23 protein-coding genes and 2 pseudogenes are annotated in these 24,134 nt (G+C 48.3%); 10 read left to right on the top strand and 15 right to left on the bottom strand.

From position 1 onward, the window contains the following. Positions 1-42: 42 nt before the first annotated feature. The 3 genes from QT397_17345 to QT397_17335 all read right to left on the bottom strand — a co-directional run bounded on the left by QT397_17345 (position 43) and on the right by QT397_17335 (position 3,469). Positions 43-1,181 (bottom strand): IS3 family transposase gene (locus QT397_17345; protein WNZ54644.1). Its coding sequence is split into 2 segments (ribosomal slippage): positions 43-932 and positions 932-1,181, totalling 1,140 coding nucleotides; the frame shifts between segments, so codons are not numbered across the junction. A 902-nt stretch (positions 1,182-2,083) separates the two neighbouring features. Further along, a complete protein-coding gene (locus tag QT397_17340; protein ID WNZ54643.1) occupies positions 2,084-2,362 on the bottom strand; it encodes a hypothetical protein in 279 nt (92 codons plus the stop codon). A 99-nt stretch (positions 2,363-2,461) separates the two neighbouring features. Then, entirely contained in the window at positions 2,462-3,469 is a 1,008-nt protein-coding gene (locus tag QT397_17335; protein WNZ54642.1) for an agmatine deiminase family protein, read from the bottom strand. A gap of 1,133 nt (positions 3,470-4,602) precedes the next feature. On the opposite strand from QT397_17335, the gene QT397_17330 reads away from it, so the two are divergent. The 6 genes and pseudogenes from QT397_17330 to QT397_17305 all read left to right on the top strand — a co-directional run bounded on the left by QT397_17330 (position 4,603) and on the right by QT397_17305 (position 8,252). Then, positions 4,603-5,406 (top strand): hypothetical protein, encoded by an 804-nt coding sequence (locus QT397_17330; GenBank protein WNZ54641.1) that lies wholly within the window; start codon positions 4,603-4,605, stop codon positions 5,404-5,406. Positions 5,407-5,481: 75 nt separating this feature from the next. Continuing rightward, a pseudogene (locus QT397_17325) lies at positions 5,482-6,461 on the top strand (IS5 family transposase). A 128-nt stretch (positions 6,462-6,589) separates the two neighbouring features. After that, positions 6,590-6,982, top strand: coding sequence for a hypothetical protein (locus QT397_17320; protein WNZ54640.1), 393 nt, complete (start codon positions 6,590-6,592; stop codon positions 6,980-6,982). 169 nt (positions 6,983-7,151) lie between these two features. Then, positions 7,152-7,688, top strand: coding sequence for a hypothetical protein (locus tag QT397_17315; GenBank protein WNZ54639.1), 537 nt, complete (start codon positions 7,152-7,154; stop codon positions 7,686-7,688). Positions 7,689-7,759: 71 nt separating this feature from the next. Further along, positions 7,760-7,915, top strand: a complete 156-nt coding sequence (locus tag QT397_17310) for a hypothetical protein (protein WNZ54638.1) — start codon at positions 7,760-7,762, stop codon at positions 7,913-7,915. Continuing rightward, positions 7,908-8,252 (top strand): hypothetical protein, encoded by a 345-nt coding sequence (locus tag QT397_17305; protein ID WNZ54637.1) that lies wholly within the window; start codon positions 7,908-7,910, stop codon positions 8,250-8,252. The genes QT397_17310 and QT397_17305 overlap by 8 nt, the downstream gene beginning before the upstream one ends. Before the next feature lie 258 nt (positions 8,253-8,510). Here QT397_17305 and QT397_17300 read toward each other — a convergent pair whose 3' ends face one another. The 10 genes and pseudogenes from QT397_17300 to QT397_17255 form a co-directional block, all read right to left on the bottom strand. After that, complete coding sequence (locus QT397_17300; protein ID WNZ54636.1) at positions 8,511-8,846, bottom strand: TusE/DsrC/DsvC family sulfur relay protein; 336 nt, start codon at positions 8,844-8,846, stop codon at positions 8,511-8,513. Positions 8,847-8,852: 6 nt separating this feature from the next. Further along, on the bottom strand, positions 8,853-9,146 hold the full coding sequence (gene tusB / locus QT397_17295; GenBank protein ID WNZ54635.1) for a sulfurtransferase complex subunit TusB: 294 nt from the start codon (positions 9,144-9,146) through the stop codon (positions 8,853-8,855). Between the two features lies 1 nt (position 9,147). Beyond that, the gene (gene tusC, locus QT397_17290; GenBank protein WNZ54634.1) at positions 9,148-9,510 is read right to left on the bottom strand and encodes a sulfurtransferase complex subunit TusC; all 363 of its coding nucleotides are present in this window, start codon (positions 9,508-9,510) and stop codon (positions 9,148-9,150) included. Between the two features lie 3 nt (positions 9,511-9,513). Continuing rightward, positions 9,514-9,906, bottom strand: a complete 393-nt coding sequence (tusD, locus tag QT397_17285) for a sulfurtransferase complex subunit TusD (protein ID WNZ54633.1) — start codon at positions 9,904-9,906, stop codon at positions 9,514-9,516. A 71-nt stretch (positions 9,907-9,977) separates the two neighbouring features. Continuing rightward, positions 9,978-10,661 (bottom strand): Bax inhibitor-1/YccA family protein, encoded by a 684-nt coding sequence (locus tag QT397_17280; protein WNZ54632.1) that lies wholly within the window; start codon positions 10,659-10,661, stop codon positions 9,978-9,980. A 239-nt stretch (positions 10,662-10,900) separates the two neighbouring features. Then, on the bottom strand, positions 10,901-12,238 hold the full coding sequence (locus QT397_17275; GenBank protein ID WNZ54631.1) for an endonuclease/exonuclease/phosphatase family protein: 1,338 nt from the start codon (positions 12,236-12,238) through the stop codon (positions 10,901-10,903). After that, the gene (locus tag QT397_17270; protein WNZ54630.1) at positions 12,175-13,038 is read right to left on the bottom strand and encodes an alkaline phosphatase family protein; all 864 of its coding nucleotides are present in this window, start codon (positions 13,036-13,038) and stop codon (positions 12,175-12,177) included. Before QT397_17270 ends, QT397_17275 begins: the two co-directional genes overlap by 64 nt. A gap of 80 nt (positions 13,039-13,118) precedes the next feature. Continuing rightward, a pseudogene (locus QT397_17265) lies at positions 13,119-13,328 on the bottom strand (hypothetical protein). 11 nt (positions 13,329-13,339) lie between these two features. Further along, positions 13,340-14,614 carry a glycosyltransferase gene (locus QT397_17260; GenBank protein ID WNZ54629.1) on the bottom strand — a complete coding sequence of 425 codons (1,275 nt, stop codon included), beginning with the start codon at positions 14,612-14,614 and terminating at the stop codon, positions 13,340-13,342. After that, complete coding sequence (locus tag QT397_17255) at positions 14,611-15,369, bottom strand: hypothetical protein (GenBank protein ID WNZ54628.1); 759 nt, start codon at positions 15,367-15,369, stop codon at positions 14,611-14,613. The genes QT397_17260 and QT397_17255 overlap by 4 nt, the downstream gene beginning before the upstream one ends. On the opposite strand from QT397_17255, the gene QT397_17250 reads away from it, so the two are divergent. Then, positions 15,352-15,576 (top strand): hypothetical protein, encoded by a 225-nt coding sequence (locus QT397_17250; GenBank protein WNZ54627.1) that lies wholly within the window; start codon positions 15,352-15,354, stop codon positions 15,574-15,576. The two genes, QT397_17255 and QT397_17250, sit on opposite strands and share 18 nt — an antisense overlap. A gap of 11 nt (positions 15,577-15,587) precedes the next feature. On the opposite strand, the gene QT397_17245 is transcribed toward QT397_17250, so the two are convergent. Together QT397_17245 and QT397_17240 are read right to left on the bottom strand one after the other, a co-directional pair. Next, the gene (locus QT397_17245) at positions 15,588-16,853 is read right to left on the bottom strand and encodes a hypothetical protein (protein ID WNZ54626.1); all 1,266 of its coding nucleotides are present in this window, start codon (positions 16,851-16,853) and stop codon (positions 15,588-15,590) included. Beyond that, a complete protein-coding gene (locus tag QT397_17240; GenBank protein WNZ54625.1) occupies positions 16,853-17,560 on the bottom strand; it encodes a TVP38/TMEM64 family protein in 708 nt (235 codons plus the stop codon). The genes QT397_17245 and QT397_17240 overlap by 1 nt, the downstream gene beginning before the upstream one ends. Before the next feature lie 367 nt (positions 17,561-17,927). Here QT397_17240 and QT397_17235 point away from each other — a divergent pair, with 367 nt between their 5' ends. Genes QT397_17235 through QT397_17225 form a run of 3 tightly spaced genes read left to right on the top strand, consistent with a single transcriptional unit; the run spans position 17,928 to position 24,054 of the window. Beyond that, positions 17,928-19,250, top strand: coding sequence for a TolC family protein (locus tag QT397_17235; protein ID WNZ54624.1), 1,323 nt, complete (start codon positions 17,928-17,930; stop codon positions 19,248-19,250). Positions 19,251-19,253: 3 nt separating this feature from the next. After that, on the top strand, positions 19,254-20,363 hold the full coding sequence (locus QT397_17230; protein ID WNZ54623.1) for an efflux RND transporter periplasmic adaptor subunit: 1,110 nt from the start codon (positions 19,254-19,256) through the stop codon (positions 20,361-20,363). Between the two features lie 10 nt (positions 20,364-20,373). Next, positions 20,374-24,054: an efflux RND transporter permease subunit gene (locus QT397_17225; GenBank protein WNZ54622.1), complete on the top strand. Its 3,681-nt coding sequence runs from the start codon at positions 20,374-20,376 to the stop codon at positions 24,052-24,054. Positions 24,055-24,134 lie beyond the last annotated feature (80 nt).

Genomic DNA, 24,134 nt, shown 5'->3' with positions numbered 1-24,134 from the left:
CCATCTGGCCATTGTTGTGGTCAACTCCAACCGGACACTTCTTTAAGCACATTTCTCAAATTCGATAGGGGCTAGGTCTCCCAGTGTTGTATGTATTCTGCGTGAGTTGTAATAAGCAATATAGGCTCTTACATCTGCTACCGCATCCTCCCTTGTCGGATAAAGGTTTCCCGTTACCCACTCCCGCTTCAGGCTGCTGAAGAAACGTTCAGTCGGTGCGTTGTCCCAACAATTTCCCTTACGGCTCATTGAACACACCATCCCATGCTGACTCAATAACGTTTGGTAGGTATGGCTGGCATACTGACTGCCACGATCAGAGTGATGCAGGAGACCTTTTGGGGGCGAACGCAAATTGACAGCCATCATCAACGCACGAGTTACCAGGGCCGTTTCCATCTTGCGATCTAGATGCCAACCAATAATCCGGCGCGAATAGAGATCAATCACTACCGCCAAGTACAACCAGCCCTGCGAAGTCCAAATATATGTAATATCAGTCGTCCAAACTTGATTTTTAGCGCTCGGTGAGAACTCCCTATTCAGAAGGTTCTCTGCGACCGGCAGGTGATGTTTACTGTCTGTCGTCAGTGTAAATCGCTTCTTACGCTTTACTGCCAAGCCTAGCTTTTTCATGAGCTTGCGGACTCGATAGCGCCCGACTTCAAAGCCTTCTTTACGTAACAGCTTCATTAACCGACGACTTCCCAGGCTCTGTCTAGATTCTGCAAATAGGGCCTTCAAACGATGGCATAGTTGCCATGTTTGAGCATCTATTGAGCTATTACCACGGCAACACCAATCGTAATAACCAGTTTTACTTACTTGCATTACCCGGCAGAGCACCCTAACAGGAAAGCTGCCTTGCTGTTTTTCAATAAAGCTGTACTTTATTTCATTTCTTTCGCAAAGAAGGCGCTGGCCTTTTTTAGGATTTCTTTCTCCATCCGCAACTGCTTATTTTCACGTCGTAATCGCTCTAATTCTGCGCGCTCACCTACATCCAACCTCACACCGTCTTCTTCCTGCTTCAGTTCCTTTATCCAGCGTCGCAGGTTATTGGCTGTTGTTCCTACAACCTCTGCTGCTTTAGAAATTGAATACCCTTGCTCAGAGACTAGCGCTACGGCGTCTTTCTTAAATTCCGGCTTGAAATGCCGACGTGTACCTTTTGTTGTCATACTTCACCTCGCTTGGTAGTTTTACCATCTTAGCGAAGTGTCCGGAAGGATTAGACCACTACACATAGAGCTACACGTTTGACAAGCCTGAGACCTTTATTTCCCCTATGAAATACCACCACATCATCTGGTTGGGGTGCTCTGTCCTGATATATCCAAGTATCCAATACAATGAACTGCCCCGGTTTTAGTGTTGGGTACATGGACATGCTCGGTACATAGTTTATATGTATACCCAGCCAACGATCTTTGTAAAGAAATCCCGCAGTAAGACCGAGTAGGCAAGCGAATGTGAATATACTAGTGTGCAAAAACTGGCGAATAAGCCTATTTGAAGGGAAGGTGGATATACTGAGACACAAGCCAGTAGAAGCTAAATAGACCAGTCCCGCCAGAGTAAGAAATATTACAATCTCAAAGGGTTCAAAGACCCATCGAGACCAGCATAGAGTAACGATTAGAGTAATGAGCGCAGCGTGGGTAAAAAGTGCTGCTTGCCAACGCCTGATCAGCATTAGGCCTGCACCAGGAACAATCACATTAAGAAGTACTGCAAATAATTGTAGAGATCGAACTCGTAAAAGCCCTTTTAACATGCTTGAATTTTTACTTGTTTAATGGAGAGGGAGTATTGCTTTCTGGTGAGCACTTAGTTACACGACTAGTGTAACATTTTGATAGAGTTGAGGTCGATATAGGCCATGTAGGCAGCGATAGCGCCTTGATCCAGCTTAAATGGCCTTTTCAAAAGTGACCTGTGCACTTGTCTTCAGTGTTAGCTTGGCGAGCGGCAGACTTATTTAAGCAGTGCATAAACCAGCTGATATCCGTTAAGCGTTCTCACCATATCAAAGCAACATTTTCTAGTACCTTAAGCTCGTGGGGATCAAGAGCATCACCGTTTAGATTGCGCTGGGCCAAATTAGAGGCTGTGAATATTTTTTGCCAATATAGAGTACCATATGGAAGTGATTGCTCATTACGGCATAGGTGGCAATATCCAGGGAAAAAACTTCAGCCAACTTATGTATACGGTTTTCAATCCACTCACGCCGATAATCATAATCTTTTCCAGATGCACTATCCCGGCCGCAAAGGAATGTTCGTCGTACACAGCGGGGTACGCAGTGGTAATAAGGTGTTGCGTCAAGAGATATCTGGGTGCTTTGTGGTGGAGTCATTGGCTGTTCGAGTATTAGTGTTTTGCAGATTTGTGCTTCTTTATCAATAATGTTAGCGATCTATACATTATGCTTGATGAACGCCTGATAACTTGATGCTTAAATTATTATTTCTTGTTGTGTAGAACAGTGAACACTGCCACCACCAGAGGCAATTCCATCAATTGCTATTTGCTCAATATTATGATTTGGAAAGGCCTCTTGTAAAATAGCTCTGGCTTTCGCGTCTGCGTTTTTATCACCAAATTTTTGAGAGATTATTGCACCGTTACAAATATAGTAACCAATATAGCCTGCGGCAAAGTCTCTAGTGCCAAACCTTTCGTTAATAATTTCTGGCGTATCCAAAATATGCAGTTTAAGTGGGTTTTCATCTGCGTCGACACTATTGCTAAATGTTTTGATGTTTTCACGAGTAACCCAATAGTCATAGGAGGATTGATAATTATCCCGGCTAACTATCACTTCACCTGGCTTAATAAAGCGTGCATAAAAATCGGTATGGCCATCTGTTATATCCTTACCCTTAATACCTTTGAGCCAAATAATCTTCCGTAATCCGAGTAGTACCTTGAGTTCCTCCTCAATATCAGACTTTGACCATCCTGGATTGCGATTTTCATTGAGAATGCAGCTCTCAGTCATTATTGCGGTGCCATTGCCGTCGACTTCAAAGCATCCACCCTCCAGTACGATATTTGCTCTCTCGTGGATTGCTCCAGATCGATTAGCGATATACTTGGCGACGTGTTTGTCTAGTGAGTGCTCCTGTTTGTTGCCCCAACCATTGAAATTGAAGTTTAAAGCGACTTTTTCTCCATAGCTGGATCTTACGAAGATAGGGGCAGTGTCACGGAGCCACAAGTCATCAACTTCAAAAGTGTGTAGCTCAATTTCATAATTTGAGCTATCTAAATCCAGTAGTGTTTTCGCTTCGTGTAAGTCTTTTCTGCTCACCAGGATAGATACAGGCTCATAGTTGGCAATTGTATTTGCAATTAATGCCAGATTTCTTTTCACCTCAGGAATTTGCTTGTGAGACCAAATGTAATTGTTCGCAACAAAAGCCATCCATGTTCTTTTGTGTTGGCCACTTTCATCAGGCATGTGAAGCGAGCTATAGGCTAAGCTCTGCGAGGCTATTGTTTTTTTGTGAGTAAGGAGCCTCCGAACAAAAGGGAACTCATCTTAATAAATAGTCGTCGGTCAATCATGATGGCTTACTGCAATTTTGAATGGTTAATTTCTGAGGTTTATTGGTTCAAGTCTAATGTCATTTTGCATTTAAGGCTATAAGTTCATGTGAAGTTTGCAGTCTAATTGCTATATAAAAATTATATTAAAATATATTTTCTTTTTAAGTGGGGTTGTCGTGTGTTTGAAGAGGATTTGTCCTATTTGAGTGCGCTCTATAGAGCCTTAATCTATCTTGTTGTTTAAAAGTATAATTAACTAATATTATATTAAATAATTTGTTTACATTAAGAGTGCCCGGTTGTTGCTGGGCGATACGACCTGTAGAGAGATTGTTGGGGGAAGCTTTACTGGCTAAGGCTCCAGCGACCCGTGCACTTGTCTTCAGCATTAGCTTGGTAAGCGATAGGCTCGTTTAAACAGCGCATGAACCGGCTGACACCTGTTAAGCGTTCTCGCCATATCGAAGCGACATGATCTAGTGTCTTAAGCTCGTAGCGTTCAAACTATGGCCGTTTAGATAGCGCCGGGCCAAATTAGAGGCCTTGAATATTTTTGCTAGCGATCAATCACCTCAAAAAGAGACCACTTATCGGCAGAGTTTTTGTCAATGTAGAGTGCCACATGTTAGTGGTTGCTCATTACTGTATAGGTGGCAAGGTCCAGGGCAAAAATCTCAGCCAAATTATGCATACGATTTTCAATCCACTTGCGTCGGTTCTCGCCGGATACACTATCCCGGCCGCAGAGGAATGCTCGCTGTACTTAGCGGGATAGGCAGTGGTAATAAGGCGTTGCGCCAAGAGATATTTGGGTGCTTCGCGGTAGAGTTATCGACTGCAAACGTATTGATATGGGGGGAATATCCAGTGTTTTGTGGACTTGCGCTCTTTTGTCAATGGTGTTGGTGGTTTATACTTTATGTTTGATGGGTGTCCCAAAATGTTGTTTGCCACTGTAGTTTTGATGCCATTAAAGATGCACTTGAGGGCTTAGGCTCAGAATTGATAAAAGACGCATCTGAAGAATTTATCTTAGAGGGCTAAATGTTCGACAATTACCAGTTTAAAACCGATAGAAATGCTCAGTGGGACAGAATTGAGGCCTCTGAGCGGGAAGATGGAAGAGCAGAAGTTTATAATCAAAAAGATAAGGCGTTTTTCTATAACGGATTTGATGAAACTGATTGGCGTAAGGTTAAACCTCATCATGTTGGTAACCTTGCGCTGTATCCAAAGAAAACGATTGCCGGCTGGGAAGACTACTTTAGTTATTTTAAAGACAACCCATTAAAGCCTTACCAGGTTGCTGACTTGCAACAAGCTTTATTGGAGGGGAGGATTGGGGAGTATGCTCACCCTCAAGATGATGCCTATTATGTTTGGAACTTTTGGGGTGATACTTGGCTCCCAGATTCAATTATAGACATAGAGATTCCGATAAAAGAACCGATAGTCCCGCTTGACGCAAGCTTTGCCTATAGTTGTGCTATGCGAAACCTTACGGGCTGGTTAAAAGATACGGACAATAACAGTGTTGGAAGCTATTTAGAATATCTACCACGCTTTATGGATGCCATGCCGCCATTATTAGACGCCCGGTTATTTGATTTCAAGAATTATAAGATCAGGCAGACACTATCCCCTGAGTTGCCGGTGCGTATTGGGCCGGCTAAATCCCGTATGAAACAATTAATCCGTAATGCCCATGGTCTGATAGATCCGACCGATAAAAAACGTGATTATAAAGTGACAGTGGCTAAAAACTTTTTTGACGTATTTGATGCTCATAGTGACAAGCTGGGTGAAGATTTCCCGCGCTTTATCGCCGAAGCCTTGGAAGAAGAGTAGGGGGGTTAGGGAACCTCTGAATAATTCTGAGTCAATTTGGTAATATTCACCTACCCATCAAGACTACGATGAATCATGCACCAAGTCACCTTTGCCGAAGCAGAATATAAGCTAAAGCGTCGTATAACTCGCCGAGAGAAGTTTCTTTCTCAAATGGAAACCCTCGTCCCATGGCAGCGACTAGAAGCTCAGATCACTCCTTGTTACCCACAAGGTAAACGTGGCCGACAGCCATATCCATTGAGTGTCATGCTTCGTATTCATTGCATGCAGCTATTTTACAATCTCAGTGATCCCGCTATGGAAGATGCACTGTATGAAATTGAATCCATGCGTAGTTTTGCTGGATTGACTTTGAGTAGCCCAATTCCCGATGAAACAACGATTCTTAACTTTCGCCACTTACTGGAGCTCAATCAGCTAGGTGCAGCTCTTTTTGATGAAATCAACAAACACCTTGCTGAGAATGGGATGGTACTGCGTGAAGGCACGATTGTAGATGCCACTATTATCTCTGCGCCAACTTCAACTAAGAATGAAAAGAAAGAACGTGACCCGGAAATGCATCAAACAAAGAAAGGCAATCAGTGGCATTTTGGGATGAAAATGCATATCGGGGTTGATGATGTGCTCGGAGTAATACATAGCATAGATACAACAGCAGCGAATTCGCATGATGTCACAACCACAGAGCGAGTTCTCCACGGGGAGGAGAAAAGAATCTGGGGAGACTCTGGGTACATTGGTGCGGAGAAACGTGAAGAGTTGAAAGAGCGGGAGGCGGATTGGTATATAGCAATGAAGCCGAGCAAGCTAAAAACTCTTCCAGGGCGTGATGCACTCCGTAAAGCGGAAAAGATCAAGGCGCAGATAAGAGCGAAGGTCGAGCACCCCTTCCGCTACATCAAACGGGTATTTGGTTATGACAAGGTCCGCTATCGGGGACTGGTAAAAAATACTGAGAGGCTGTGCTTACTGGCAGGCTTTACCAACTTATTAATAGGGAGAAAATACTTGGCTGCCTAGGGGTGGTTCGCCTGAAACCCACCTATTGAGGGTTTCAGATGAAAAATTAGGGGACTATTACGCGAAAATTACGCGTTTGTGCGTAATAAAGTGAATTTTTCAAGCAGCTCAGCTTAATTCTGGAAAAATGCTTCGTTGATCAGAGGATCCTTAGGTTATGGAAGCTGATGGAACGCTGTTAATACTGAATCCTAAAGTGGTTTTACCCAAGCTATTGGTAACTTTCAATTGTATTAGCTGGTCAGCGCTGACCGAGCTTTATCAATTAGCGGGGTTTAAAGAACCGTTAGAGGAATTAGACTATTCCCTCCTCGTTAATGAAGCCCTGCCTACGCAAGGTGCAGAGGAGGCTTTTGATGGTGTAGTGATTTATAGTTTGTCCGATGCCTGGATGTATTTTGCAAAAAAGCTAGTGGAGCAGGGTAGAGATATAGAGCTTTATGGCGTGATTGAGCGGGATGGCGGCAATATTGAATACTATGCCGTGCGAGAGGGTCTGCGCTTTTGGGGGAGTTTAGCCGGGAAGGTGATGATGACAATGCCGCTTTAATCGAATGGTTAGCTGTATTGCCAAATGACGTGCGGGAGTATTTTTTAGCTCAGGTTTCGGTGGGATGTGGAGAAGACTAATGCCAGGTTTTATCGAACGAAGTGATCAGTAGTTTAGCCAGTCTAGGCTTTGGTGAAGTTGCTGATGTGGCCGTTGCAGAGGATTAGATATGTTGATTCAGCCCGATTTAGAATTTACAAAAGACCCTCAGTGGATATCTCAACGTTTAGAACGTTGGAAGCCCATTGAAGCATTTTTAAAAGAGGACAACCGCCGAGAAAGGGTTTTAAAAATAAAAAATGCTTTTTTATCAGGGGTATGTGAAGATTTTGAGTTAGCTCGTAGTGGGTCTATGGTTTTGTATTTTCCACTACAAGAGGCAGAGGGCTGGGACTTTGCTTTTATGGATGAGAGGGTTAAGTCTGAAGCTTTCAAGCGGTTTTTTTACAGTAGTTTAGCAAGTGATTATGAGGAATTTTTTTGGGATCAGGAATCACGGTTAAGGTTTTTTGATTATTTTCACTCTAAAGATTTTCGGTTATTGATTAAAAGTCGGGTCCCTATCGGTAGAGAGCAGAAGGTAGTAGAGTTGGATGTTGACCCTTATGATTTATTTGATCGAATGTGTGGATGTATAGGGAGTTACTTGCGTAAGGGTTATCCAACTCTCCTGATGGAGCGCCTAGACTACTTTTTTCTTGTCTAGATGCTCTTGGTGACCTCAACAATTCCGATTCCAAGGCTGTTGAGTATTGTATATATTTTATAAGACGCTTCTTGAATAATTATTTTGATTTTAACCCGAAAGTCATATTGGATGATCAATCACAGCAAATAGATTTTTTAAAACGTTTTTATAATCATATCGCTAATAACCCAGTAGACCCTAGTATTAAAAAAATCTGGCAAGAAGTGGTTGCTGAGTATGAGTGATAATCAATTTGCTATTGATATCAGTGTCCCACAGGCCCAATTGTCAGACTGGGTAGTTTTAATTCAAGGTTTGTGTGATGGACAGTTGGGCGCTTACCTCGAAGAGCGGTTGGAAGCTCTTAACCCAGACTCCCTGGCTTTAATGGATAAAGTGCTGGACGACTGGTGTAACTATAGTTGTCCTACTTTTTATGAATTTGAACAGCAGGGTAATCGGCTACGCTGCCACGCTGAAGGCCCAACCGGATTTCACCGCGGTCTTGAAGTTTTTCGTGAGGCTTTGGTACTTTGTGGGGCAACGGTTAACGTGGATGATAAGAGTTTGTTGGAGCTTTAGGGATACACGATTTGGACACCCCGTGCGCCTAGTTAAATCGGCAAAAGATTGGAGATGGAAGCCCTCTGCCCGGTAAGGTTTAGCAAATCGCTGGGACCCTGAGTCATGGGCGTTGTTTGCAGCACATATGGATTTGAGCCCAAGGGGCAAATAACTCAAGAAAGAGAGCTGGCCTTATAGGTTGGTTAGATTAAGTTCACTTAGGTGGTCTGCCGGCCAGGTTGTTTCTAGCTTACCTGGCCAAGTGTTGCGAGGGGATTACAAGCAGTTGGTCGGCTTAGGTAAGCCGGCAATTTTACTGGCCACTTTAGCTGGGCTTGGGGGGAAGAGCTGCATCAAGTAAATACTGCGGCCCTTTTCTGCGCCGAGATGCTGGCCAATATATTTTACCAGCGGGCGCATAGCGGGGGAGAGTTCAAACTCGCGGTAGAACTCTTGCAACAGCTCAATAACTTGCCAGTGTTCCTCAGTTAACTCGATGCCCTCAGCACTGGCTAACTGAAGGGCGGCGTCCCGGCTCCAGTCGCTGAGGTTGCACAGGTAACCCTCCTTGTCCAAAGGGATTTCCTGGCCATTGACTACTAGGTTGCTCATTTTTTGTTACCGAAACCAGCTGACTATGGGTTGATGCTCGGTACAGAGCTGTACCCAGCGCGCATCATCGATCATTTCCACCCTATCCATGTTTACTGCAAATTGCTGCTGGCCTCGGGCAGTGGCATCTGCTTCAAGGCAGAAAATTTGGGTACTTGGCACTGTTTCCAGAGCCTCATGCCTCAGCGCATATACACCATCTTCAATGAGCAGGAGCGAGTCATCCTGAGTAAAAGCACCCAGGCATTCCTTAAGGGCGCTGCTGGTATAAGGGGATTTACTGACAATATGCAAAGTCATATCAGAAGCTCAATACGGTGGGGTAGGCGGCGATCAGTGAGCCGGTATCTTTTACGGCTTTAGTCTCTGCGCCGGCAACCTGGATCTGCTCCAGGGTGATATTGCGTTCAGCGAGGCTTTTCTCACAAACGAAAAACTGCTCAATGCCAAACATCGGCAGAGCCTGCAAATTGCGTCGCAGGCTTTTCTGGCCGATATCCGCAGGTGATTGCTGGTCCAGCAATTGGAATACCCCATCGCCGAGAAATAGCAGGTCCATGTCCTGTTCCATCGCCGCCGCTGCCAGTACGGCCTCGATACCTTCTCGTGCCAGGGCATTGCCGTAGGGGGCGGTGCGGCATAGGGCCAATGATTTAGTGCTCAATGCTCAACCTCCAAAGGTAATCAGGCGATCGGAATTGGCGACAGCGTCGGTGAGTTGGCCGAGGCCAGCCAGCTCAAAACCCTCTGCCAAGTTGGCGGTGGGTCTTTCCAGACGCTCGGCCTCTCTCTGATTCAGCACGCCGCGACGTTGGGCAGCGGCAATACAAACTACCAGGTCCAATTGGTGCTGGTGGCCCAGTGCCTGCCACTCTGAAGTCAGATCAGTTTCGTCCTGGGGAGGTGCGGCAATGGCATTGCTGTTTTGCACGCCGTCGCAGTAGAAAAACACTCGATAAATTTCGTGGCCTTGCTCTAGAAGGGCTTTGGCAAACCGGAGTGCACTGGATGAAGACTGGGTGCTGTGGGGGGCTGAGTAGATGGCTAGGGAAAACTTCATAGGGGGCCAAATAGTAAAATGCCCCGCGGTGCGGGGCATTGTGACTTGCTCAACAAAGCTGATGCTTATGCTTAGTCGTCAGAGGATGCGAATCCAAGGATGTGCAGCAGGCTGGTGAACAGGTTGAAGATGTTCAGGTACAGGGAGGCGGTTGCCATCAGGTAGTTGGTCTCGCCACCATTGATGATGCGGCTGGTGTCGTACAGGATGAAGCCAGACATCAGCAGGGCAACAACGCCGCTCAGGGCCACGCTAAACAGCGGCATGTGGATGCCGAAGAAGCCAGCGATGATAACGCCCAGGAAACATACCAGTACTGCGATCAAGCCAACGGCCAGGAAGCCGCCCATAAAGCTGAAGTCTTTGCGGGTAGTCAGTACGTAGGCAGACAGGGCAAAGAAGATCAGGGCAGTGGTGCCCAGGGCTTGCATAACGATCTGACCGCCGCCAGCCATGCCCAGGTAGTGGTTAAGCAATGGGCCAATGGAGGCACCCAGCAAGCCGGTAAATGCGAATACAACACCAACGCCTGCGGCGGAGTTTGCTGTGCGCGGTAATACGAACCAGATGAGGGCCAGGGCTCCGAGGGAGCAGACCAGGCTCATGCCACGACCCATGCCAATAGACATGGAAATACCGGCGGTAATGGCACTGAAGAGAACGGTCATTGCCAGTAGGGCATAGGTATTGCGCAACACCTTCGCCGATTCCGAGCGATCCAGTGCGCGGGTTTGAGTATAAGCTTGCGGTTGCATTTAGCGACTCCTGCTATTAAGTGATAGAAGAATCATATAGCTCGCAGTGGGGACCTTCAAGTCGGGAAAACCCTTTTAGCGTCCGTCTGCCAGTCTCTATGAATTCACAAAAACCCTATATTTTTAAAGGATTTATTCAAATATTCTCCGCTTATTGTGGGGGCTCTGGGGCATTTTTCAAGTGTTATCGCTCGGGTTGGAGGGTGCGAAGAGTGTGGGGCTCGATAAACCGAGATCGATTACTTTCCACCCTTGATGGGTAGGTCGATATCCACGATCAATGGCAGGTGATCTGAGGCTTGGCGGGTCAGCGATGTCCTGGGCACCCGCACCCGTTTCACATTGAGTCCGGCACTTAGGAACATGTGATCAATACGGACCTTTAGGAAGGTCCCTTTGGGGTTGTGGCGGGGCGCCTGTTCCTGGGCATCCCGGAGGTAGCCTCCGAGTCGCTTGCACTCGGCAGAGTTGGGTAGCGCGTTGAAGTCTCCCAGTAGCACTCGCTCTCCGGTGCAGCGGGGATTGCTGAGCCATTCGGGGCCGAGAAGGGCATCCACCTGGCGCAGCCGCTCTGCACGGGATAACCCCAGGTGGGTGTTGATAATCTGGATAGGTTTGCCATTGGCTTCGATTTCCACCCAAACTGCTCCACGCGGTTCGTCTGCAGCGGGGTTAAAAAGTCCCCCTTTGCCGGAGGGAGGGCCGGGCAAAATCCCTTTCTTGATGAGCCGGGCGGGGAGATGGGTGAGGATCGCATCACCGTAGCGCTCCTCTTTCATATTTATAGTGGGCTGGAAGTGCAGGTCCATTGCCAGTAGGCGAGCAAGTCTTTCGGCCTGGTCGAGGCCTCCGGTGCGTTTGCGCATGACATCCAGTTCTTGTAATGCCACCACATCCGGGCGATAGCGGGCAATTACCCGGGCAATTCGCTGTGGGGAGAGCTTGCCATCCAGCCCTCGGCAACTGTGCACGTTGTAGGTCATGATGCGCAAAACAGTTTTTGGCATCCTGTGGTTATCTACCTTCATGGGGCGGGCGCCACGGAGGTAGGCGCGGGCTGTGGAGCGCAGATCCTGCGGGCGCCAGTAGCCCCGACTGGGGTCTGGGGGCTGGATATCCTCTGGCATCAGGGCGAAGGCATGGGTCTCATTGGGGCCAGAGCCGCCGTGACTGCCATTTTCCATGGCGAAAGTCATGGGTTGCCGCATACCAGCACACCAGCCGTACATCATAAAGTCGCCAGAGTCCGGGTGCCGGCACAGGCTGGCCATATCCTCTGCGGCTTCAACCGGGTAGGGGTGTTCGTCCCCCATCAATTTGCGGCCGTCTTCAGGAAGCTTGATGGGGCCATCTTTCCACCACCCATGCACTGGTGAGGAAGCGGGGGAGGATGGGTCTTCCAGATAGAGCACTAGGGGCACTTTGGCTTGCTCCACCATCCTTTTGGCGGCATCTGCCCGGCTGGTACCGTTCAGATCAATGTTGTACAGCATCGCGATTGGGCCCAGGGCCGCTATGGCAGTAGGCGTTCTATCGCCCTCTTGCGTGGATTCCTCCTCGATGCTGCTTTTGTCCATCCACTCACTGCCGAACAGTCGAGCTCTTTCGAAGCGGACTTTTTGGGGATAGTGGTAGATTTGATCTTCGGCGCTGAAGGTAAATTGGATAGAGCTTCCGAGAGGGCATCGCCAAGACTGCGCCCGTTGACCTCTTCATAGGCCACTGTTTGTTCCTGGCCGTGGTCTGAAAAAATCCATACGTCGTAGTGCCGTCGCTCAGAGCCGTGAGCGGCCTTCCAGATTTTGGCTATCGCACTGTCTATCCCCTTCAATACCCAGTGGGCAAAGGCCGATTGCGGCCCGCGCCGGTGGGACTGCTCATCGTAACCGAGCAGGTTGATATATATAATCGGCAGGCCGCGGGTGATATCAACTTTCACCCCCATGGTGCACAGCTCTCTAGTGAGAATGGTGATGCCGACCCTTGTGGGGATAAACATCAATTCCTTAAGTAGGTTTTGGCCGCCGATTATCCCGCGCACGCAATCGACTAGAGATAAAACCAGCTCGATCAAAATTAACGCGGTAGTGCGAACAAGGCTCCAAATATTGGTGACAATCAGAATGGCGATTGCCATGGGGCTGGCTTCGCGCAGGGCCGGGCCCCATCCCTGGTCGGCGGGGCAGAAGTGCGCTTCACCGGTTTTTGTGCCGGCTTTAAATAGGCTGAGATAACAGCTGCCCCCACGCAACAGTGGATCGCGGTGTTGAGTCTTAATTCTTTTTTCGACCAGGGCGGCAACCTCAGGATCGTACATCCGTCCGAGTTTTTGCGTTTCGTGGACGAGGAAGCCAAATGCAGGTACGGCCTGGCGCACTCCATAAAAAGTTCGGCTTGCACCGCAGGAGTTGTCGAGGGGACTCCCGGGTACATATGCTCCAGGCGATAGTGTTCTTTTCTAATTAGCCGCTTCAGAAATGGCATTCGCCCTCGTGCCAGTGCTTTGAGAAGTTCGGGGTAGGCCAGTCCGTCAATCTGGATCAAAATTAGCCCTGGGGCATGGGGGCTGTTTGGGTTGGTGGATAGTCCGAGCAAGCGAGTAATCCATTCGCTGCGACTGAGTCGGCGGCGCCAGCGTCTGATTGATAGTCCGATACGGCTTAACATAGTTTCTGGACTTAACGCTTAGGTGGTTGATTCAAGGCTGCGCCTGCGGCTTCTGTGAAGCCCTCGAAAATCTCCCACTGTATGGTGATTAATTTTCCAGTGCGTATACATCGCGCATAAATAGAGTTATCAAGCGGCCAGTTGTAGTGCACGAGGGGTTGATAGAGATCCAGTGCTCGCTGGGCGCAACTATTCATGGAAAAATCCTGGGCCGTAATTCTGGCTTCCCTAATCATCTGCTGGCGGCGGTCATCAGGCAGGTTGTGGAACCAACGTATCGCGGCGACAAAATCATTGAGCGATTCTTTGGTTACCAGGCAGCCGTTAATACCTTGCTTCAATATATCTCTCGATCCATTGGCTTCCAGGGCGATCACGGGAACTCCAGAGGCCATTGCCTCAGACAGCACTAGACCTTGGGTTTCAGTGGTGGAAGTAAATAGAAAGGTGTCCATTGCGCTGTAAATATCCCGGCGGGCATCACCAATGACTTTCCCTGGCATATGTACACGTTGCATTAATTTTTTGTCGGTAAAAAACTGCTGAAGCTGATCTTCCAGTGGGCCGCTGCCAGCGAGAAGAAAGTGTGCGAATGGATATTCCTGTAAAAATTTGGCGACGGCCTGACAAAGAAAAACCAGGTTTTTTTCCTTCCCAAAGCGGCCCAAGTGTCCCAACAAGAATGCTGATGCGGGTATTTTCAGTTTTTTCCTGAGCTTACTTCCCTCTCCATGGGCGTATTGCTCTGGGTGTACTCCCGTAGGGACTTCCGCGATTGGAGTTTGTACCCCTCGCTCCCGGAGAAGTCTCACAACACTCAGGCTTGGGGCCAGGACCAGATTAGCTTTATTGGCGAAGCGGGTGGCAACTTCCATTACAAAGCGTTTGAGTGCTTGTGAATCTCCCATCAAGTTGTGGGTGTAGTGTTCGTACAATGTGTGATGGGTAAAAACGAGCGGTAGCTCGCGCTCTCGCGAAAGACGTAGGGCTGTCAGTCCCAGGAGAAAAGGGTGGTGGGCATGAAGGATATCCGGACGGAATTTATCCAGCGCATCATTCAAGACGCCTGAGAATGGCAGTGCCATGGAAAAGTCGGTGCCATTAAAATTCTGGATTGAGTGAATTCTCAGAACATGTTCTTCATCGTCAGACTTTTGCGGGAACTCGGGTGCGATGACCAGTACTTTGTGCCCACGTTTGCGATATTCCTCACTGAACGCGGCGACGGAGTGCGCAACGCCGCCCACGTGAGGCAAGTAGGTGTTGGTGAGCATCACGATATTCACTTGGGGCTCAACTCCGCACTCTGCGATTCGTCGGTGATCAGCACTGGCCGGAAGCCGATGGCCTTAATGGCGATAGGTGGGGGCTTCCCATGCCAATCGGCAGCCCAAGAGACCGTTGGCGTGGAGCCTGGTTGAATTTCCAGGGTAACCAAGCCAAACCGGGTGGGCGCGGGCCCAAAGCGGATGGGCTGATCTGAGTCAGTACCTTTGAGCCACTCGGGGGGTAGCCCGGAGATGAGAACCAAAGCGTCCTGCTCTTCGCGGACAAAGCAATTGCGTTGCATCGCCACCCACTCAGCCGCTGCCCAGGCGTGCTGTCCATCCCCCATGCATCCGCCGAGAGAATGGGGGTGGATGGCTTCTGGCCATTGCCCTGTTGGCGATGCCAGTTCTGCCACACTGCGCATAAGGTCAATACAGCGGGCATCTCCAGCGCGAAGCAATACCTGGGCAATGTGGAGAGTGAGGTAGGCGTTAATACCGGAATGGATCATGTCCTGGAAAAACCCGCCGCTCACAAAGCACTTTTCCATCAGGTATTCCGCCAGATCTACCAGCCTCGGGTCCTCTGGTGGGTAGAGTTGCAAGGGATAGCCTGCGGCGATCGATCCTACGGCACCGGCATCCAGGCGCCGGTTTGGTGAGGCTGGCATCGCGGGGCGGCCCAGACGGTCCTGTGCATCCTGCAAGCTTTGATCAATAGTGCTCTGGAAGTCGCTGGCCGCGGTATTGAAGCGATGGGCGTTGTCATCCATACCTTCGCGCGTGCAAATACTGGCGGCACTCTGCAGACCGGCGACGCCCCAGAAGTCGTCCCAGTAGTAGCAGTCGTTGGGCCCCAGGTGTTCTGCACTGAATCCCGCAGGGAGCAGGCCCCCACAGGGGCTGCCATCATTCGGAAGGCGCTTGTTGATAATCCATTTGGCACCCCTGACGACAGGTTCACACCACGGCTGCTTTAAGGGTTTGCCGGTTAATTCACAATAGAGGTTGAAGATCCACAGGGCTTCACCATTGGAGTCCCACTCGCCGTCCTGGGAGTGAAAAAACCATCCCGCTTTTGCCGGTGGGGAAATTGCTCCAGAGCTCTTTCTGCGCGGTTTGTCAGTCCGGCATAAAGCAGCGATTGAATCATAAATGCCGCGTCCCGAAACCAAAACCGCTTGTAGGTGTAAGGCCCCGGGTAGACATCTTTGGGAGAGTGGAGAATAAGGGTGCGTATTGCCGAGTCGTAGAGAAACTGAAATTTTTCGTCGGGAACAGTCAGGGCGCAGTGACCTTCCAGGACGTGTTCCCAGCACAGGGGAGAGCGCTGTTTACTCTCCTCTGTAACCAGTGGAATAGCAACTTCAACCTTGCGGGATTTTCGGTCTTCGATACGAAACATAGCGGCCGCAGAGGCCATGCCAATATCGCAGAGCCCCTCGCGATTGCTTTCCTTGTCCCGGAGATGGAGGTAGATATCGCCCCGCTTGTAATTGGATGCCAGGTGTTTGTCTACCGGCTGGCTGAACTCTACGGCGGCCTTGTCTTCAATAAGCCAATTGCGCCCGCTATCGCCCAGGCGAACCTTGTGAACAAAGCTGACGCCCTCAGGATTGCAGGGGCGCAAGACCACCATTAGCCAGCCGCCTCCCGGGCATTGGGCATTGAGTTCAAGCACACAGCGGGGATGGCCTTGGAGCAGGCTTGCTGAGGCCCTATTGTGCAACTTCAGACCCCGACGATGGGATTCGGTGACTATCGCAATATCATCTCCCAGCTCCTGGTGCTGGTTGCAGAAGCCGAGGGTGGAAGGCGTTAGCTCTTCACCGCTATCACTGATGACCCAGACATCAATAGACCAGCCATCGTAGTGAGGTGTAAGCAGGCCTCGGGGGTCGACAATCGGCAGTTCTTCGCAGTCGGGTATACCTACAGCGGTCCAATTGCGGTGGCTCAAATTGCAGTGGCTAATGGAAAAAGCCCGAGGGATAAACGACTTGTCATAGGGGTCGAACTGGCGCTGAATCCAGTAGGGCCACACCCAGTCCAGGTTGTGTTGTATGACTTTACTGTTGATCAGTGCTCGAGCGTGAAATACCGCCCCTGCGCGTAGCAGCTCGATGGGTTCACTCACCTCTGAAGGCTCGGCAAAGCGCTGTAGATGCGCCATCAATGTGAGTGGATCAAGGAAACCGTGAGCGGTGGCAAAGCGGCGTACGAAGAAGCGCCAAGGTAGCCATTTCATCCAAGGCATCAGAGGTCCTCTTCTTTAATAATTCTTTTCAATGCACGACGAGCCATTCGAGTGAGCCCGATTAGTGCGATGACGGCCAGGGCGAATCCGGCAATATAAAATCCCCACTGAACTGGAGTGCGTTCCTCAACCTTGCCCAGGGAGGTGAGATCTGCTGCGATGGAGCCGATGTAAACGTTGTGCAGTGTAAGGGGGATAATTCCAAGGAAATTTCCGATCACAAAGTCACGCAGTCGAACTGGAGTCAGTCCAAAGAAGTAGTTCGACAACTTGAAGGGAAATAGGGGAACCAGTCGGGTCAACATAATCATTTGCCAGCCCTCGCGACGAATCACTTCGCCAACAGTCGCGGGCTTGATATGAGACATAACCCACCGAGAGGGCTTCTCGCCAAGAAGGTAGCGGGCGATAAGAAATGCGAGGGTTGCCCCAAGTACGGTGCCGGCAATAACCAGTAGAGTTCCTTTTATAACGCCAAATACGAACCCCGCCCCCATGGTAAAAATGACGCCAGGGAGTAAAAAGACGATTGCTGCGGCCACAATTAAGATAAATAGCAAACTTGTCTGCCAGCCCTGCTCATTGAGCCACTGCATCAGCTCAATAATCTGATCATCCAGGTCAAAATAAACCAATAAGCTCAACACCCCAGCCACGGCGATAGTGCAAACCGCGAGAATCAATAGAGGAATAAACTTCACCGCCATAGGGTTTTCCACGGAACCAAAGAAATACGGTTTTGATTGCCGCCATTAACTAGCCTAGCTAAAGGATCACGACAGGTGATGCTTCTTTATGGCGTCTACACAGTTTCTGTTCGGAAAACTGATGGGAGGGGGCTGCCCGCTCTAAGAGGTGCTGGTGTTTTCGAAAATGAATCTCTAGTCGCCAGTCGGTGGAATATAAACTTACTAAGTTATTAAAAATATGAATATTGTCCAAGGGGATAAATAGGAATCCGCCAGTCTGGGGCCAGCAGTCCGGCCAGTGGCTGTCAACAGATATACTTACTCGATCCTAAATTTATTTGCGCAGTGAGCAGATTTAAATTGTTGCTGGAAATAGAGGTGGCCGTTGTTCGAGTGCGCGCTCGCAATACTGCTGACTGGCGGCGGAGCCTGGAGCTATGCCAGCGAGCCGGTTTTGACCCTGGAAGATGCCGTCGATTTGGCAGTGACAGCTAATTTACGGGTTCAGGCGGCTGCGATTGAAGTTAATGAGGTTTGGGATGACGTCGAGGCATTAAAAACAAAGCGCTATCCCCGGCTGGAAATGAATGCAGGGATAATCGATAACCTAACACGCCAGAGGTACACCTTTGATCGTGGCGTTTTTGTGCAGAATTCTCCGATAGGCCCTATCCCTCCTAGGGATATAGAGATCACATCAGAGGAAGGTGTGACCAAGACCTTCTCTGTCAGCGCGACCCAACCTATCACACAGCTATACACAATAGAGCTAGAGATTTGTGAGGGCTACGTTGTCACTGAAATGGCGGAGGAAAAGGTTCGCTTGGTGCAGCAGGATATAGGCTACCTCACCAAGATCCAGTATTTTGAAATTGGCAGAATCCTTGGTGATTTACAGGCCGTGGATGAAGCCATTATCTTCCTGACTTCTTTGAGTGAACTTGTAGGGAATTATGTTGCACAACAAGTTGCCCTTGAGTATGAACTTTTGGATGTGCGAGCACGCCTGGCCCAGCGCAGGCTGGAGCGCCAGCGCCTTATCGATGAGATGGCGACAGCGAAGGAGCGTCTCAATGCGTTGATGGCCCGGGATGTTGAAACGCCCTTCAATATTCAGAGTCTACCAAACCCACATCATTTAGCGTTCGATGTCGAAACCTCTTTAGGACTTGCCTTTGAGCAGCGTCCAGATCTCGCTGAATCAGAGCTGTCGATTGAGCGGGCTGAATATAGTTACGATGTGAAGAAGTCCGAGTATATCCCCGAAGTAGATTTGAATATTGAATACCTAAAGCTTTATGACGTCAGTTTAATACCCGATGCTGAAGCTTTCATTGCCCTGGAGATGCGCTGGGAATTTTTTGATTGGGGGCGGAAACGGGATGAACTTTCCAGTCGTGCCAATAAAATTCTCGAAGCGGAAAAAAAGTCTGAAGAGGTTCGAAATCGAATAGAAATAGAGGTTCGTGAAAGCCTGCGGCGTCTGCGTACCTCCCAAGAGTCTGTAGGGGTTGCGCGGGAATTACAAGCCGCTTATCGGGAAAAAGTACGGGTAATGACAAATCGTTACCGCGAACAAGCTGCCGTCCTGAGTGATGTCCTGGAGGCGGAAAAACAGCTTTTTCGTGCGAATAGCGACTACAATCGAGCGGTACTGTCTGTATGGGGAACACTGGCTGAATATGAACGGTCGGTGGGGGAGGTGTGATAAATGCGCGTTATCAGCCTCTATATTATCGCTATATTAGTGGTCGTCGGTGGTTGCCACCGCCAACCACCGGAGAGAAAGCCCACACCGGTGGAAGTTTTTGTTGCCCGCTCGCAAGACGCAGCAGCTGGTTATCCTTACTCCGCAGTCGTCAATCCTTATACGCAAGTTGATGTGGCATTTCGTACAGAAGGCTATGTGCGTGTAATTCCCTCTCGAAAGGCGCTCGGGCAGACGCGTTTACTGCAAGGAGGGGACTACGTTAAACGCCATGAAGTACTGGCTAAGATTGATGACGAGCAATATAGAGATCGCGTGGTAGAGGCCGCTGCAAATGTGAGTAAAGCGGAGGCAGAACGGCGTAAAGCTGATCTCAATTACAAACGGGCAACTGCGCTTTTTGCCACTGCCAGTATTACCGCTCCTGATTACGATTCAGCTAGGGAAGAGTATGAAATTGCGCAGGCTTCGGTGGTTGGCAGCAAGGCCCACTTAGATCGGGCAGAGGAAGAGTTGCAAGATACGGTACTGCGCTCCCCGCTTACCGGAATTATCCTGCAGCGCAATATTGAAGTGGGGACTTTGGTTCATTCGCAGTCGGTTGGTTTCGTTGTGGCCGACATCTCCCGAGTTAAGGTGGTGTTTTCAGTGCCTGACATAGTGTTGAGTTTTGCGCCTCTGGGAAGTGTGGTGTCATTGCGCACAGAGTCTCTGCCAGACCTTACATTCAAGGGGATGATCACTGAAGTTTCGCCCATGGCTGACCCCCGCACCAGAGTATTTGCGATTACGGTTACCGTTGACAACCCTAAGGCGCAATTACGGGTAGGAATGATTATGTCTTTGGCCTTGGATAAAATACCGATACCTCCAGATAGGGTCGTTATACCTCTCTCATGTTTAGTAGCCCATCCTGGTAAATCTGAAGGGTTCGCTGTATTTGTACTGGAAAATGATGGGAAGGTCTTGCGCGCAAAACTAAGAAAAGTTCTCCCGGGGCAAGTAGTTGGCAATGATATTGTCATTATCCAAGGGTTAACCGAAGGTGAGGAGGTTGTATCAACCGGTGCTGCCCAGCTCAGAGATGGGGAAGCCATAATTGTCGTGCCTTGAGGGCTAGGGAATGGCAGATCAGGAAGAAAAAAGACAGGCGGAAATTATTGAGGCGGAAAGTCACCACCGCTTCAATACTGCCCGCTTTTTTGTAGACAATCCAAGTATTTCCGCTGCATTACTGGTTACTATCCTGATATGGGGGGTAGTTGCATATCTCTTTATGCCGAAAAGCAAAGATCCAGATATTCCTGTGCGTATTGCTGTAGCAACAACTCATTGGCGTGGACAATCTGCAGTAAGAGTTGAAGAGTTGGTAACTCGAAAAGTTGAAGAGGCGATAGCGCAGAGTGAATATCTTCACGAGCCAGACTCAAGGACCTTTGCAATAAAGTCCCTTACATTAAATGGTGTCTCTATCGTACAAGCGCAGTTGGCACCGAAAACCGATGTTACCAAGGCATTTAATGATCTTAATCTGAAGCTGATTGATGCTCAGCAGCAATTGCCATCTGGAGCTAGCAAAATTTCTCTGAACTCGGAGTTTGGTGATACTGCAGCTATATTACTCAGTGTTGCTAGCCCCCGTGCAGGGCCAACTGAAATTACATTACGTGCGGAGGATATTAGGGAAGGTATTTCAGAGGTTCGAGGGCAAGAGTCAAATAGTAAGGGACGGGTGAGTATTGTTGTTGCCCTTCCTTTGTCTTTAGCAGATACGTACTCTGCTACAGGCCTATGGATTTTTGCTAACTGGCTGGAGGCCCAAGGATACGGAACGAATTTTGAAGTATTAAATGGGGCTGGCTACCTTGGGGTGGATTTTTTATCTGATAAAAGTAACAGTGAAATACTAGCGGCTACAAAGCTCTACCTATCCGATAGGCTAAGTGCCCAGCGCTTTTTTCCCGATGCTTGGGACCCTTTCGTAGTTCGTAACCTGGCCAATACTCGTGACAATTTAATGAAAGTGGCAGGTGCGAAATATAGCTATCGTCAACTTGATGATTTCTCTGATCTTATTGCAGCAAATATAAGGGCCATTCCGGAAGTAAAAAGGGTGCTAAGAACTGGTGTGCTGACTCAGGAAGTAAAATTACTGTATTCGCAGGAAAGGCTGGCCTCCTATGGGTTGCGACCTGACATGATTGCCCCTATTCTCAATGCCCGCAATACAACTATTCCCGGCGGTACCATTATTTCGGATGATCTGGGTATCGCGATTATGCCCAGTGGTGAATTTAATAACCATGAAGAAATTGCCAATGTCCCGGTAGCTTTGAGTGATACAGGAACGCCGGTATATTTGCGAGGAATTATCGATATTATTATGGGGTATCAAGCACCACCGCCCCTGTTAAATTACTATGTAAATAAAGATGAAAATGGAGAGTGGCAGCGTAGCCGCAGCATAAATCTCTCTGTGCAGATGTTGGATGGCAAACAAATAGGCGAGCTTGGTCGCAATGTAAGCACAGTCTTGGAAAAGGTTAAGGTTGATTTACCAAAAGACCTTATTATTGAAAGAGTTTCTGATCAGCCGCGTCAAGTGCGAGAGAGTGTAAGCCTCTTTCTAGAAGCTTTGATAGAGGCAATTATTTTAGTGGTGATAATTGCGTTTATCGGGTTTTCAGATTGGAGATCTGCTGTACTGTTAATGATATCTATACCAGTAACACTGACAATGACCTTTGGATTTATGCAACTGCTGGGGATTGATATTCAACAGGTGTCAATTGCTGCGTTAATAATAGCTCTGGGCCTTTTGGTAGATGATCCAGTAGTTGCGAGTGACGCGATTAAACGACAAATGGCATCCGGTAAACCCTCTATTATTGCTGCTTGGTTGGGCCCAACTTTGCTGGCTAAGGCGATTTTCTTTGCGACATTGACAAATATTGTTGCGTATTTGCCGTTTTTATTGCTAACGGGTAATCAGGGGGATTTTCTGCATAGTCTTCCTATTGTGATGGTTTGTGCTTTGGTTGCATCCCGCATTGTTTCCATGACATTTATCCCTTTTCTTGGGAATACGTTATTACGCCCGCCGGACCAAACGGAGCGCAGCTTGGAGGTGCGGCGGAAAGAGGGGCTTACCGGGCACTACTACCGAACAGCAGATTGGGCTATTAGTAACAGAAAGATTGTTATATTAATTGCTTTAGGCATCCTTGTATTGGGTGTTGTTATAAAAAGCCAGTTGAGGAATGCATTCTTTCCCGCTGATGTTCAGTATTTATTTTATGTTGATATCTGGTTGCAAAATGATGCGAGTATTGATGCAACGGATAATGTAGCAAAGGTCGCAGAGGAAATAATTAGAGAAACTATCGAAGAGTATCAGCGGGAGCATGTAAAAAATAGTGACGGACCCATATTGGAGGGGATTAGCAGCACTTTAGGTGGTGGAGCGCCACGTTTTTGGTACACCTCCAATCCTCAACAAAAGCAATCCAATTATGGGCAGATTATCGTTCGATTAAGTGATAAGTATCTGACACCTATTCTGGTTCCAATTATCCAGGCTGCTCTTTCTGAACGAATTCCTGGAGCGGAGTTAGATGTTCGCCAGCTACAAACAAGTACAGTTGATCACCCTGTTGAGATAAGAGTTTCTGGGCGAGTTGCTGTTGGGTCTTTGGAGGAGGAGAAGGATATAGCACTTCTGCGAGAATATGCTGAAAAAGTTAAAGAAATTATTGAGAAGTCTCCCTATGCTCGCGTGGTTCGCGCTGATTGGGCAGGAAAAAGTCTAGTAATGAATATGAATGTGCTAGAAGATCGAGCTGAGATGTCGGGCGTAACCAATGCTGATATCGCTCTGGCATCGTCTTCAGGTTTTACTGGGTCTACAGTGGATACCTTGCGTCAGGGAGATAAGGAAATACCTATTGTTGCTCAGCTTCGATTGGCGGAACGTGGACAGTTGGAGGATGTCAATAATCTATATGTATTCGCATCTGATAGCGATATTCATATTCCATTGCGACAAGTGGCAACCACTTCCATTCTCTTTTCGACAGAAAGAATATATAGATTGGAAAAGTTTCGAACGATTACTGTTTATGCATTTCCATATTCCGGGTTCATTTCATCAGATATTATGTCTGGTGTTCAAAAAGAGTTAAAAGAACTCTCAAATTCTTTGCCTGCTGGATATCAATTGCAGATATCTGGAGATGCAGCCAGTACTCGTCATGGATTCTTGCAATTACTAATGATCATGGCTGTTTCCTCCAGTGCAATATACCTTGCTTTGGTATTCCAATTTAGTAGTTTGATAAAGCCTCTGGTAGTGTTCGCCACGGTTCCATTAGGTATGGTGGGTGCACTAATAGCGTTGTTTATATCTGGTCAGCCATTTGGATTTATGGCGTTTTTAGGGATAGTGAGTCTAATAGGCGTCATTGTCAGTCATATTATTGTCCTATTTGATTTTATTGAGATGCGTCATACTGCAGGAGATTCGCTTCGTCAGGCATTACTTGATGCAGGTATTCTTAGACTGCGCCCCATTTTAATCACTATTGCGGCGACTACCTTCGCCTTGATTCCCTTAGCTATTCACGGAGGCCCCCTCTGGCGGCCATTATGTTTTGCGCAAATTGGCGGCCTTATCTTGGCCACTTTTGGAACACTATTTTTGGTGCCGGTCATCTATACAACTATGGTAGAGGACTTAAAATGGATTAAGTGGACTGAGCGTAAGCCAAAGAAAGGGAGCGATCCCAGTGACTTGGTGACTACCTAAGTCATGTTTTCCCTTCCCTGGGGAATGTTGTAGAGATTCGATGACGCCTTCAGGTAGTAATACTATTGGCAAGAAGGAAA

The organism is Microbulbifer sp. MKSA007, assembly GCA_032615215.1.
GTDB lineage: Bacteria > Pseudomonadota > Gammaproteobacteria > Pseudomonadales > Cellvibrionaceae > Microbulbifer.
The sequence above is the reverse complement of the archived record's forward strand: the minus strand, read 5'-3'. Positions and strand labels throughout refer to the sequence as shown.

What these genes read in the sequence shown, in the direction of transcription:
- QT397_17245 (WNZ54626.1), bottom strand. Translation starts at nt 16,853, where the DNA reads ATGCCTTGGATGAAATGGCTACCTTGGCGCTTCTTCGTACGCCGCTTT.
- QT397_17340 (WNZ54643.1), bottom strand. Translation starts at nt 2,362, where the DNA reads ATGACTCCACCACAAAGCACCCAGATATCTCTTGACGCAACACCTTAT.
- QT397_17225 (WNZ54622.1), top strand. Translation starts at nt 20,374, where the DNA reads ATGGCAGATCAGGAAGAAAAAAGACAGGCGGAAATTATTGAGGCGGAA.
- QT397_17275 (WNZ54631.1), bottom strand. Translation starts at nt 12,238, where the DNA reads ATGGACAAAAGCAGCATCGAGGAGGAATCCACGCAAGAGGGCGATAGA.
- QT397_17280 (WNZ54632.1), bottom strand. Translation starts at nt 10,661, where the DNA reads ATGCAACCGCAAGCTTATACTCAAACCCGCGCACTGGATCGCTCGGAA.
- QT397_17305 (WNZ54637.1), top strand. Translation starts at nt 7,908, where the DNA reads ATGAGTGATAATCAATTTGCTATTGATATCAGTGTCCCACAGGCCCAA.
- QT397_17255 (WNZ54628.1), bottom strand. Translation starts at nt 15,369, where the DNA reads ATGGATGACAACGCCCATCGCTTCAATACCGCGGCCAGCGACTTCCAG.
- QT397_17335 (WNZ54642.1), bottom strand. Translation starts at nt 3,469, where the DNA reads ATGCCTGATGAAAGTGGCCAACACAAAAGAACATGGATGGCTTTTGTT.
- QT397_17315 (WNZ54639.1), top strand. Translation starts at nt 7,152, where the DNA reads ATGTTGATTCAGCCCGATTTAGAATTTACAAAAGACCCTCAGTGGATA.
- tusD (WNZ54633.1), bottom strand. Translation starts at nt 9,906, where the DNA reads ATGAAGTTTTCCCTAGCCATCTACTCAGCCCCCCACAGCACCCAGTCT.
- QT397_17250 (WNZ54627.1), top strand. Translation starts at nt 15,352, where the DNA reads ATGGGCGTTGTCATCCATACCTTCGCGCGTGCAAATACTGGCGGCACT.
- tusB (WNZ54635.1), bottom strand. Translation starts at nt 9,146, where the DNA reads ATGACTTTGCATATTGTCAGTAAATCCCCTTATACCAGCAGCGCCCTT.
- QT397_17240 (WNZ54625.1), bottom strand. Translation starts at nt 17,560, where the DNA reads ATGGCGGTGAAGTTTATTCCTCTATTGATTCTCGCGGTTTGCACTATC.
- QT397_17230 (WNZ54623.1), top strand. Translation starts at nt 19,254, where the DNA reads ATGCGCGTTATCAGCCTCTATATTATCGCTATATTAGTGGTCGTCGGT.
- QT397_17300 (WNZ54636.1), bottom strand. Translation starts at nt 8,846, where the DNA reads ATGAGCAACCTAGTAGTCAATGGCCAGGAAATCCCTTTGGACAAGGAG.
- QT397_17330 (WNZ54641.1), top strand. Translation starts at nt 4,603, where the DNA reads ATGTTCGACAATTACCAGTTTAAAACCGATAGAAATGCTCAGTGGGAC.
- QT397_17320 (WNZ54640.1), top strand. Translation starts at nt 6,590, where the DNA reads ATGGAAGCTGATGGAACGCTGTTAATACTGAATCCTAAAGTGGTTTTA.